Annotated in this window: 12 protein-coding genes; 4 read left to right on the forward strand and 8 right to left on the reverse strand. The window is 36.1% G+C overall.

Annotated features, from left to right (window positions below; genetic code table 11):
* Window positions 1-4: 4 nt before the first annotated feature.
* The 3 genes from ppnN to queF form a co-directional block, all read right to left on the reverse strand.
* On the reverse strand, window positions 5-1,345 hold the full coding sequence (gene ppnN / locus H4J38_RS11530; protein WP_182131938.1) for a nucleotide 5'-monophosphate nucleosidase PpnN: 1,341 nt from the start codon (window positions 1,343-1,345) through the stop codon (window positions 5-7).
* A 22-nt stretch (window positions 1,346-1,367) separates the two neighbouring features.
* Entirely contained in the window at window positions 1,368-3,002 is a 1,635-nt protein-coding gene (locus tag H4J38_RS11535; RefSeq protein ID WP_182131939.1) for a GGDEF domain-containing protein, read from the reverse strand.
* A gap of 185 nt (window positions 3,003-3,187) precedes the next feature.
* Window positions 3,188-4,039, reverse strand: a complete 852-nt coding sequence (queF, locus tag H4J38_RS11540) for an NADPH-dependent 7-cyano-7-deazaguanine reductase QueF (protein ID WP_182131940.1) — start codon at window positions 4,037-4,039, stop codon at window positions 3,188-3,190.
* A 72-nt stretch (window positions 4,040-4,111) separates the two neighbouring features.
* On the opposite strand from queF, the gene syd reads away from it, so the two are divergent.
* The gene (syd, locus tag H4J38_RS11545) at window positions 4,112-4,693 is read left to right on the forward strand and encodes a SecY-interacting protein (protein ID WP_182131941.1); all 582 of its coding nucleotides are present in this window, start codon (window positions 4,112-4,114) and stop codon (window positions 4,691-4,693) included.
* Between the two features lie 55 nt (window positions 4,694-4,748).
* Here the strand turns inward: syd and H4J38_RS11550 are convergent, their stop codons facing one another.
* Window positions 4,749-5,081, reverse strand: coding sequence for a hypothetical protein (locus H4J38_RS11550; RefSeq protein WP_182131942.1), 333 nt, complete (start codon window positions 5,079-5,081; stop codon window positions 4,749-4,751).
* Between the two features lie 172 nt (window positions 5,082-5,253).
* Here H4J38_RS11550 and H4J38_RS11555 point away from each other — a divergent pair, with 172 nt between their 5' ends.
* Complete coding sequence (locus H4J38_RS11555) at window positions 5,254-5,601, forward strand: DUF3192 domain-containing protein (protein ID WP_182131943.1); 348 nt, start codon at window positions 5,254-5,256, stop codon at window positions 5,599-5,601.
* Between the two features lie 157 nt (window positions 5,602-5,758).
* Here the strand turns inward: H4J38_RS11555 and H4J38_RS11560 are convergent, their stop codons facing one another.
* From H4J38_RS11560 to H4J38_RS11575, 4 genes are all read right to left on the reverse strand, one after another.
* Window positions 5,759-7,273, reverse strand: coding sequence for a DUF3300 domain-containing protein (locus H4J38_RS11560; RefSeq protein WP_182131944.1), 1,515 nt, complete (start codon window positions 7,271-7,273; stop codon window positions 5,759-5,761).
* Between the two features lie 154 nt (window positions 7,274-7,427).
* Window positions 7,428-8,756: an ATP-binding protein gene (locus H4J38_RS11565; protein WP_182131945.1), complete on the reverse strand. Its 1,329-nt coding sequence runs from the start codon at window positions 8,754-8,756 to the stop codon at window positions 7,428-7,430.
* A gap of 110 nt (window positions 8,757-8,866) precedes the next feature.
* Window positions 8,867-9,556, reverse strand: coding sequence for a response regulator transcription factor (locus H4J38_RS11570; protein ID WP_182131946.1), 690 nt, complete (start codon window positions 9,554-9,556; stop codon window positions 8,867-8,869).
* 3 nt (window positions 9,557-9,559) lie between these two features.
* On the reverse strand, window positions 9,560-9,871 hold the full coding sequence (locus tag H4J38_RS11575) for a PepSY domain-containing protein (RefSeq protein WP_182131947.1): 312 nt from the start codon (window positions 9,869-9,871) through the stop codon (window positions 9,560-9,562).
* Between the two features lie 242 nt (window positions 9,872-10,113).
* On the opposite strand from H4J38_RS11575, the gene H4J38_RS11580 reads away from it, so the two are divergent.
* Complete coding sequence (locus tag H4J38_RS11580; RefSeq protein ID WP_259365502.1) at window positions 10,114-10,929, forward strand: choice-of-anchor H family protein; 816 nt, start codon at window positions 10,114-10,116, stop codon at window positions 10,927-10,929.
* Between the two features lie 172 nt (window positions 10,930-11,101).
* Window positions 11,102-11,752 (forward strand): GNAT family N-acetyltransferase, encoded by a 651-nt coding sequence (locus H4J38_RS11585; protein ID WP_182131949.1) that lies wholly within the window; start codon window positions 11,102-11,104, stop codon window positions 11,750-11,752.
* Window positions 11,753-12,023: the final 271 nt, after the last annotated feature.

Raw genomic sequence — 12,023 nt, forward strand, 5'->3', positions numbered from 1 at the left:
AAACCTAACCTTCAATGACTGTATAACAAGGAACATATTTACTGCCGGGCAGTTTCATTCTTTGTTGTTTAACGAAAGAATTTAATAGTGTATCCATTAAAGCCATCATTTTACTATCACCACTTATTTCAAAGGGGCCGTTTTCTCTAATTGCTTTTATACCACTCGCTTTTACATTGCCTGCAACAATACCAGAGAATGCGCGACGTAAGTTGGCCGCTAATGACGCTATGCTTTGGTCATAATGTAAATTCAATGAAGCCATATTTTTATGATCTGGCTCAAATGGCTGTTGAAATTCTGGTTCAATAACTAATGACCAATTAAAATGATAAGAGTCGCCGGTAAGCTTACGATGAGCGACCACATCTTCAGTGGTTGATTTCAATGTTTTTGCGACTTGTTCCGGATCGTCGATAATTATTGTATAGAGTTGTTGAGCTGATTCACCCAAGGTAGCGGCAATAAATTTGTCTATCTGCTCGAAGTATTCTGCGCTTTCAATTGGCCCTGTTAAAATAATGGGTAATTTTTGTGATTGATTTTTTGGGTGCAGCATAATCCCCAGAATATAAAGTAATTCTTCTGCTGTGCCAGCACCACCTGGGAATATAATAATACCATGCGACATACGAACAAACGCTTCTAAACGTTTTTCAATGTCGGGCATAATAACTAATTCATTGACGATAGGGTTTGGTGGTTCTGCGGCAATAATACTTGGCTCAGTTAAGCCTAAATAGCGACCAGTAGCATTACGTTGCTTGGCATGACCAAACGTGGCTCCTTTCATTGGGCCTTTCATTGCGCCAGGACCACAACCAGTACAAATATTAAAACCACGTAAGCCAAGGTGATAGCCGACTTTTTTAGTATACTTATACTCAGTGCTGTTAATGGAATGTCCACCCCAACAAGTGATTAAATTTGGTGAACTGTCAGGAATTATGGCGTTGGCATTGCGTAACATATCGAAGATAACATTAGTCGTACTTTCAACTGCTTTTGCATTGTAAGAGTCGCCAATAAATAATATATCGCGTAATACTGCAGAAAGGTGTTCTTGAATACCTTTAATAATAACACCGTCAACAAATGCATGTTCTGGCGGGTTATCTAATGCTAACTTCACACCACGTTCACGTCGTAATACTTGAATTTGAAAGTCTAGAAATTGTTGATAAATATCTTCAGCATTGTCGGTATGACTGCCGGCATTAAGTACGGCTAAAGAGCAATTACGATAAAGATTATAGAGCTCACTAGTTGCGGATTGCTGCAAGTGATCAACTTCTGCTTGTGACAGTAAGTTCATTTTACCTACGGGATTAACTTGGGTGTGCATTATTCAACTTCCTCGTTTTATTTTACCCGTATATCACTTTATTTTTGCCATCATTTTTGGCCTGATAAAGTGCGGTATCAGCACGTTCAAATGCCGAGTGAACATTGTCATCTCTTTGAACCAAAGTTACGCCGATGGAGAAGGTAATACTGACACGGGTACCTTTGAAAGTGAAAGGTAAACTTGACACTTTTTTACGTAACATGTTGAGTTTGTTCATCACAGTTATTTTGTCTACACCTTTAAAAATTAAGACGAACTCTTCACCTCCATATCGGCTAATAAAAACATCTTTACTCATAAATTTTGTTAAGGTATCGGCAATAACCTGCAGAGTTTTATCACCAGCGGTATGACCATAAGTGTCATTTATACGTTTAAAGTCGTCTAAATCAATAACAGTTATCGCTAAATCAAACGGTTTATGGTGAAATCGGACTATTTCTTTTGCAAAAAATTCATCAAATGCTGCCCGATTAGCTAGTTTAGTTAAGGCATCTTGGAAACTTTTAGCCTGAACTTCTTGAATACGTTTTTCAAAAACCTTACTTTGTTTTTCTAATTGCTCGACCTGTGCTGACATATTATTTAGCTTTTCATGCAAAGCTAAACTTTGTTTTTCTTCTAACTTAGTTTTGTTTTCTAATGTTTTAGCAATTTGCTGAATTTTATCATTAACATCGACTTTCATTTCACTTAACGAGCCTGCGTCGATAATGCCAATGCTCACTGCGTTTATTTTATCAGTAAGTTCTTTATTAATTTTTGCATTTTGCACACTGCATTTTGATGAACTAACAATAGTTGCGCTTACTGAAACTTGAACAGAGCTTAGTGTTTCGCTGAGTGTTGATAAAAACACTTTAGCTCTACTGCGCTCTTGCTCTAAATCTTCAATCATAAAATCGAAAACATTTAAGCACTTTGTCATTAATAGTTGGTTTGAAACTGGGCCGTGTAAACTCGATTTAATTTTGGTGATATCGGCTTTATGCTTATTTGAAAGCACTAAGGTATTTAGGATTGAACTAAATCTCCCTATTAACTCTTTTGGAACAACTTGTTCTGTAACTAAGGTTTTTTCGGTTAACTCATTCGTGCTAACTTTATTGATTGAGCTGAGTGAAACTAACTTGTTAGGAGCTAGTGCTTGCTCTGCGGGTTTATTAATTTGCTGATGTATAATACTTTCATAAAAGGCAATAAATTCGCTCATTATTGGTATGTACTGGATTAATGACGATTGGCTTTGCTTTATTTTACCGATTAGTGCTTGCAGCTGATGACGATTTTCCTTTGGAAATTTTTTGACTTTTTGCAAACCAGTACTGGAAGCATTTAATTGTTCATGTATTTCAATGCTATTTTTATCGTTTTTTAGCGAGTGCTGTCGTAACAATGTCGATATAGCTTTAATGTCTTTGTCTAAATCTGTGAAGCTGGTTGATGTTTTTAGGGTTGTTCTTAATTTAGCTAATTTATTATCAAGCAATATGTCAGTGCCTTTACAGGCTTGTGATAATTTTCCAATAAAGCTGGTTAACAAGGCTGACTGTGCACTAAATTCGTTTTCTATTTCACTTCGAGCGTTAATAGCGGACTCAAGCCGAGATTTTAAAGTTTTAATTGTTTTTTCGGCAACAGAAATTTCGCTCATAAAAAATCTTCCCTAAAATACGATATGATGAAAATAGCACTGGGTGTGCTTTTAAAAATATAGCTTTAGCATTACAGATAAAACTCTATTTTCAGTATATGTTAATAATAAACATAAGTGCATAAAAAGTTAGCATAAGTGCATATCAAACCCCTGATTGCTCAAAGATTGTACATTGCTTTTACTTATTGTCTGAGTGTTCTTAGTTTCGGTGCTTTTTTATCAATTGTTGAGCGAAAAGGATTAATATCTAAACCACCTCTACGTGTGTATCTGGCAAAAACCGTTAGGCTATCTATTTGGCATAAACGTTTTATGTCACAAAATATGCGTTCTACACATTGTTCATGAAATTCATTATGTTGGCGAAACGAAATTAAATATTTTAATAATGTTTCATGACAAATTTTCTTACCTTTGTATTTTATATAAACACTTGCCCAGTCAGGTTGGTTAGTAATTAAACAATTTGATTTCAACAAATGGCAAACTAAATATTCTGTTACATTATCGCCTTGAGCATGACTGGCATTTATTAATATCTCAGGCGTTAATTGGTATTGGTTAACTTCAATATCTAGATCATCTATGCATATTGCTGTATCACCTGATAAATTAAGTGCAGGGCAGTTATTAACAGGAAATAGCTTTACCTCTGCAGTAGCTCCTGCCGTGGCCGATAAATCATTAGTTAATGCAGATTCAACACTTTTCCACGAGGAAAATGTAGATTGATTAAAGCTATTCAAATACAGCTTAAATGACTTTGACTCAACAATGTTGGGGCTTGTACATGGGAAACTAAATTCAGCAACCGCAACAACAGGTTTACCTTTATCATTTAGCCATGAAAGCTCATAACCGTACCAAACATCTTCACCAATAAAGGGGAGTTTATCAGCGGTTATGCCTAAGCTGTCTCTATTTAAGCTTCTTGGTACCGCCTGCAGTAATTCTGCGTTATATTGACTACAATACTCTGTTGCTTTTCCAAGTGTTAAGTCGCTTAACGCTTTTGCGTTTGTGTAAGTGCTCATTTTTGAGTAACTTCTTCCTGATTGTAACAATGTAGATAGAATTTTCTTTATTTTATAGGAATTATCCGTTAGATGAAAATATCAAATTATTCTCTTAATGAACTTGTGTGGCATTTTTCACAAGATTACTTACAAGCTTACCAACATAGGTTTGAACATTTACCTATTACTCATAAGGATGAAGATTGGGCATCGCCTTGTGAACAAGGAGATCACGAAGAAGATTTTTCTTTATGGCATCCGATAAAAGTTGATGAAGCCCTAACGTTTGACAATGTTGAAGCGGCATTAGAAGTAAAGCTTCATGATGACATTAAACAGTATTTTACCGCTATTTATAGTGACAGTTTAGATGCAAGTTGTGTTGAAGGAGATTTGTCGCTGCTATTTGCATGGAGCGAAAAAGACTTTGCTCGTTTACAAGAAAATATAATTGGTCATATTTTAATGAAAACGAAGTTAAAGCAAAAGTTAACCATATTTTTTGCCATCACAGATGACGACGACCATATAATATCATTAGACAATGAAACTGGCTCAGTTTGGGTGGAAAAAGTTGGCTGCAACCCGCATAAAAAAATAGCGGATACCTTGGCTGAATTTATTTTGCAACTTACACCACGTATTCCGCCAAAAGCTATAGAAAATGATTAGTGAGCTATATTTAGCTCTATTATGATCTTAACTAATAACAGCGATTGAGCTTAGATTAGTTATTATTTTTTATTAATTGATTTTCCAACAGCTGTTTTACCTGTTGTTTTAATTCAGCTATTTCTTGCTGTAATGGCACTAAAGCATTGGCTATTTGTAAGCTTATTTCTTCATGAACAGGTTTTAGTTCAGTTAATGCTTTGCTTGAAATTTCTTGATGCGGACTACGAATGAATTCTGGATCATGATGCCAATTTTTTAAAGCAGCAATAATTTTTGGCAAAGGTGTGGCTTGACTCAGCTGACTTTTAATCAGTGCGACACTTGGAACTTTACCGTCATTGGCAAGTTTGTTGGCGATGATGGAAATTTCATCAAATATAGTCATTAGTCATAACTCAAGTGTTAAAGAGGCAATATTTTAGCGAAAAATACTAATATTGTCTTGCTTTGTTTTATGTTTATTTAATAATATTTAACTTAATCAATGGGTTAAAAAAGTGGTTTGGCAATTGCAAATAGCTTTAGCAAAACCATTACATTGATAAGAGAAAAATAAAATGAAAAAATCGTTATTAGCATTAATCGTTATCGCGCCATTAACATTGGGTTTAACCGGTTGTGTTATTGCCGTTGGTGGCGAAGATGGCCACTCTATTTCAGGTGATTTTGAAGATAGAGAATTCAAAAATAGAAAAAAAATCGCAGGCATTCAATTAAACACTTCATTTACCGATGTTTCTCGTGAAATGGGCGTAGCTGATTTTAGCGAATCTTATTTGGATGATGGAAAAACGGTGAACGTTGTTTATTACCGTACACATCGCTTACATAAAGATGGATTAACCACTAAAGATGAATGTACAAAATTAGTTTTTGTAAATAATAATCTAACCGCTATAGAGTAAAGACGAACTCGAGTAACTTTTTAGCGTAGACATAGCGCTACAATTTAATGAAAAAAGGGCAATATCATTGAGTGATATTGCCCTTTTTGTTTCTTTGTAAACTCAATCTTTGCTTTTAACAGAAATGAGTTTGTGGCTAACCTTAAAACAGAAAAAGCTAGTTATGCTGTTTTGCTCTGCTTTGATGTGTTCTGCTGCCACTGCTTTTTCGGCGGTTGGCTACTTTAGTCTCTGCGCGTTTATTCACTTTTTTTACGCTTTTAGCACTTTGACTTTTCTTGTAAGTACTTTTAGGTGTATTTACAGGTTTAGAATAATTTCTTTCAGTAACACCTTGGTTACTAAATACCTGTTTACTTTGTCTATGACTATCGTTACTTACCTTACTTTTGACTGCATTATGCTTATTAGTAGATCGATTAGGTAATGATTTGCTCGACCTAGTAGTTTTTACTTTTCCATTGTAAGCTTTTCTACTGTCTTTAGCGTGCTGCCAATTTTTATCTTTATAGGGTTCATGCTTAGTCAATGACTGCTTACTTACCTGATGTTTATCAATTTTAACCTGATGTTTGTCAATTTTGACCGCTTGATTGACTCGCAATTTATTTTTCAAACCCTGACTTTTACTACTGTTATATTTACTACTGTTATATTTACTCGATTTCAGTTTTGTCGTGTGTTTGTTTTTATTCACAAAATGCTTTTGTTTTCCACGCACTGCCTTGTGTTGTTGCTGGCTCGGCGTGTGACTACTATATTTTTTCTGTATGTTTGACGTACGATAAGCTACGCCTTTTCTGTGATTAGGGTTATGCTCCCAGCGTTGTGCCTGATGACTGCTAGAAACCTTTTTCTTGCTATGATGTTTGTAATATCTAGACTTGTGATGATGAACAACTACATGACGATTGCTCCAATGCACAGCGCCAAAAAACAGCCCTACAGTAAGATGTACCGGGTTATGCCAGTAATATGGACCATGATGCGAAGCATATTGTACTGGGTGATGCCAAAAAATTGGAGGATAATGTGACCAACGCCAATCGCCATAAACCACTCTAGTGTCGTAGTAAGGTACATAAATTATATCGGGCTGTCTTGACTCAATAATGATTGTTTTAGTTTCACGAACAACCTTTACGTTGTTCATATTTTGAAGATTACCTGCTTGATCTGCTTGTTGACGCAATACTTGCACACTAGCCAGTAACTTTGCCTCATCTTGTAAAAAAGCATCGCCTAAATTACGCATCCAATGTAAATCATCACTTAATCTTTTAAGCACATTTGGAAAAGGTAATAGTGCTTTGACGCTGGCATCCCAATTTTTATGTTCTGCAGCGTCGGCAAGAGCTTGAGCGCTCAGCTGGCTGTTTTTATTTATCCAGCGTTCGGCGTCAACAACTTCAATAGGATAAGTTGTGGCAATCAAAATATGAGTAAGTAAAGCATCTGGATACAATGCGATAGGGGCTAGCATCTGTTCTAGCTCCGCATCTGTATAATTGCTGGTGTTATTTGCTTGCTCAGTTAAGGTTGCATTACTGTTTGCCCCATAAGGGCTTGAGCTAGAGTTGTCAGCGGCAAGGCCGGATGTTGAAAACACCAAAGCGCTTGTTAGCGATAGCACTAAATAATTTAATGACCTTCTTAATTTAACTTTTTGCATGTTAACACTCCTGTATATCGGATGATTAAAAGGTCGCCTTCGAATGAACGGCTCAAAGTAAAAGCTGTTCAGATGACTTTTTAAGTTATGCTGCAATATTAACCGTTGTAAACTGAACCTTAGCTGAACAGACATACTATTTGGTATTAATTATTTATAAAGGGAAGTTTAGGGTGAATTTTGCACCTTTTAATCGCTCTGACGATTCAATGAGCATACTACCTTGGTAACTATTGACTAAATCTCGTACTATGGCCAAACCAATGCCATGACCATGTTGATAAGTGTCTGCTCGAGTACCGCGTTGTAATATCTCTTCTCTTTGGGCTGGTGCTATGCCTGCACCATCGTCTTGTATAACGATGATCATGCTATTTTTAGTGTTATTAGCGCTGAGGCTGATATCAAGTTGAACTTCTTTTTTTGCCGCTTTACAGGCGTTATCTAATAAGTTTCCGAGTATCTCTAATAGGTCGGCTTCATCACCTTTAAAGTTACATTCAGCAGCAATATTGACCTTAAATGATAATGATTTATCTCGATAAATTTTTTCTAAACTGTTGAGTAATTTTTTCGCTATTGGTGCTGCCGCAGTGCCCAAGTACCATGATGATTGCCCCGCGCTTTGTGCTTTGCGAAGTTGATGTTCAATAATTACATTGATAATACTGAGTTGCTCTTGAGTGAGCGCTGATAACTCTTGTTGTGTTTGCATAACAGCTAGAGGGGTTTTTAGGCTATGAGCAAGATCAGATAGCGCATTACGATAGCGTTTACGTTGTTTTTGTTCCGCATTTAACAACAAGTTCAATTGTTCAGTAACCTGGGTTAGCTCGGTTGGATAAACCCCTGTAAGTCGCTCACTTTTTCCTTGCTCGACATCACTGAGCTCGGTTGTTAAGGCTTTTAACGGTTTTAAGGTCCACAAAGACCAAAGATATTGAATCAGTAAAAGCACCAACATTAAGCCTGCTAACCCTAGCATGAGCTGGCGATGAAATTCTGCCATCATCTGAGTTAAGTCGTCTTGCTGCTTTATAATATGTAAAGTCATGGGGAAAGGTTGTTGCTCACTGCCATAGCTAACACTTAAGCTGTACACAAAGTGTGGCTGCGTATCTATTTCTACTTGATAAAATGCACTATCGCCTAATACCGGTTGCTGTAAGCCTTTTGTTTGCCATGGCGACAGTAAGGATTGAGAGCTCCAAAGTTTTTCTGTAGAAGTTGACCCTGTTTGCGCTATGTTGTTTTTTATTGTGCTTAGGCTACGGGTTAATACAGCATATAGGCCTGACTGGCTAACATTAAATTGAGGTTCTAATAGCAGTTCTGGCATAACAAGGCTGTTATCTTCAACTTCTATAATAGCTAAAATAGAATAAGAATAAGCTGACAGCTCATTCTTTAAACTAGCCACCATATGTTTTTCATAAGCATTACTGATAATTAACCCAACGATGGGTAATAAGATAAAAATCATTAATAAGGCACTAAACAGTACCCTTGTTTTTAATGAGTTTAGTGACTTTTTCAGCGAATTTAACAACTAAATCTACCTTTTTATTCTTAAGTGGCTACAACGCTAATAAATCAACCTGAATTGAGGTTGATTAAGTTTTTTAATAAGTAGCCTTGGCCACGCAACGTTTCAATAAATTGGTATTGATTGTCAGGGTCAAGTTTTTTTCGTAACCGGCGAATAAAGACTTCAATAACGTTTGAATCTAGATCAAAGTCTTGATCATAAATATGTTCAGTAAGCTGTGCTTTTGATTTTACTTCGCCTAAATGATGCATCAAATATTCAAATAACTTGTATTCATAACTGCTGAGCGAAATGACTTCTTGATTCACACTAACTTGCATACTCGCAGTATTTATCGCAAATGGGCCATTTTCGATTATTGGACTCGCTTGGCCGGTACTGCGGCGAATTAAAGCATTTAATCGTGCTAATAGTTCTTCAATATGAAAAGGCTTAGTTAAATAATCATCAGCACCAGCGTCTAATCCGGATACTTTATCTTGCCAACTGCCACGCGCCGTTAATATTAAGATAGGAAATGTAAAACCTTGTTCACGTAAAGATTTAACAACACTGACACCGTCAATTTTAGGTAGACCTAAATCAATAATTGCCGCGTCGTATGGAAACTCTTGGCCTTGAAATAGACCTGATTCGCCATCACTTGCTACATCAACACTGTATTTAGCCATGATTAAATGATTTTTTACGTGTTGTTGTAGATTTTCATCGTCTTCGACGAGCAATATTCTCATTGATTAGTGTCCCGATATACGGCCAGATTCGGCGTCTACATTGACTGATATTACATGGCCATTGTCTTTAAGTAACTTAATTCGGTAACTTGGTTTTTTTTTAGAACCACTGTTGTTAACCTTTAACACTTTGCCGCCAAATTTATTTTTTACGATACGAGCAGCTTGTTGAGCACTAATGGATTTAGCATTACTCGATTGTCCGTATTTAGCTTTTACAATCATCATACTATTAGGCACTGCCTCGATCTTAGCAAACACAGGTGCTGCTAATAATGAAGCTATTACGCTTAAAATAAATAATTGTTTTTTCATGTTAGTACCTTTTCAAAGCGATCTTGTTCAACAGTGTAAAATAATGATTGAGGTAATCCAAGTAACCTTACTTTAATATAACTAAGCTGAATGCTTTATGAACATAAATTAACTCTTTAGCTAGTCTGTAATTATTGATGTTCAAAAAATCTCTGGGTTATAAATCAAGTAAAGGTTGTTCAGCTAGGGTTCATATTAACTCAGGTTAAATGATAGCCATACTTTATATTGAGGCTGTCGCTATGTTTAATAAAATTTTTAAAAAAAGGTTTAATAAAAAAATAACAACCAACCTAACCGCAACTTTGTTGTTGGTAAGCCAAATATCTTTTGCACAAACACTATCAAAAGTAGAGCAGGTAAGCTCCTCTACTGGTGGGCTAAAAAATAATATAGTTGAGCTTGATAAAAGTGATATTGTCTCTAAGAATCAAGTGGGTGCCAACCATAAAACCTTAACCTATAAGGGGATGGATAGAACTGAGGTAATACTTGCCCGAAACAAAAAAGTAAAACAACTTGTACCAGCGTCTTCACTTAACCAAAGCATTGAATATAGTGCGGCTTTGTATCATAGCTTCTCAATTTACACCGGCTACAGTCAACTTATTGAAGATATTGATGAAGATGGATATTACCAGACCTTTGGCGTAACTTTTGATGCCGATGTATTATCGTCAATACCTAACGATCAAGCTGTTGTATATGCTGACTTATACTTGAGTGAAGATGGTGGACCTTGGATTTTATATTTTTCTACCGATGATTTCGTTATAACAGGGGAATATACTGAAGATGAATTTGAGGTGATTACTCAGTTAGACTCAGGTTATGTGCCAAGTAATTACGACGTGTTAATTGATTTATATGAAGTGGGTTACAGTGATGTGGTAGCGACTTATAGCTCAAACGATAGTAATGCGCTTTATGGCCTACCATTAGAAAGTGGCGATTATGATCCTGAATATATAGAAGTTGAATACATCGAAGAACACTCAGGAGGCAGCAGTTGGTTGTTGTTTGGTGCATTAATGGCATTAGTTATTCGCCGTCGTTAAGATACATAACCTAATAAAGTTACGCTACATCCAACAATAAAACGGTTGATGAGCGAAAGTAGCGTGACTTCTATCCTACCTTTAGGAATATAATTTGACCTGATTTCTAGAACCCTGATATGGTGAACAGATAAGAATAATAAAAATTCGTACCATTTTTTAGGGATCCCCAATGTCATCACAAGCCAGTGACAAAAACAATGTTGATATAAAAGCCGCCTATCTTTCGGCGGAAGATTTGAAATTAGCTGCATCATTATTATATCAAGCCTATCATGATGATCCGGTGTTTCTTGAAATATTTTCTGCTGAAAAGAGTGATTACGAACAACGTTTACGTGCTGCAATACGCGAGGAGTTAAATGCTTTTTGGCAAGCAAAACAACCTATGATTGGTTTGTACTTAGGTGAAACTATGGTGGGTGTTGCCTGTTTGAATAATCCAGAAGAAGGAGTGTCATCTGAGCGCTTCTGGCATTGGCGTTTAAAAATGTTGCTCGGTGCGGGGTATTTTAGTACTAAACAAATGATTGAAAAAGAAAAAATTGTTTTAGCTTCAGTACCTTTGAAAAAATTTCATATGTTGTCATTTATTGCTATACATCCATTACATCAACATCATGGTTTTGGCCATTATTTAATGGCGGCAGTAAATACCATTCTTGCAGAACATAAAGATAGTGAAGGTGTTGCTGTTTACGCTACGAGTAAAAAATATAAAGCGTTTTTTAAAGATGTGAATTATCAGTTTATTAAAGAGGTTGCTGTGGGCAATGTCTCTGGTTCTTTAATGGTTTATTATCGTGAAGCGGACGAAAGCTAGTCGTTAGCATTTTTAGTTAATTTTACCTAAGTAAGGTTAAGCACAAGGTGTTTAACTTTACTTAGCTAATACATAGGCTCTTCAAAGGTTTTTATTTCATAGCGTTGATTATAGATACGGTTATCTAGTATTGGCGATGAAATTACACTTCACTTAAAACATCAAATCGCTTTTCTCTCACACTCTAGAGAATTACTCAATCGCCTTAATATGACCATTCAATGTAAGAGATATCTTACGTTGCTGTAGGATATAGTGTTTTTGGTGCCTG

Source organism: Colwellia sp. BRX10-3, assembly GCF_014077505.1.
Classification (GTDB): domain Bacteria; phylum Pseudomonadota; class Gammaproteobacteria; order Enterobacterales; family Alteromonadaceae; genus Cognaticolwellia.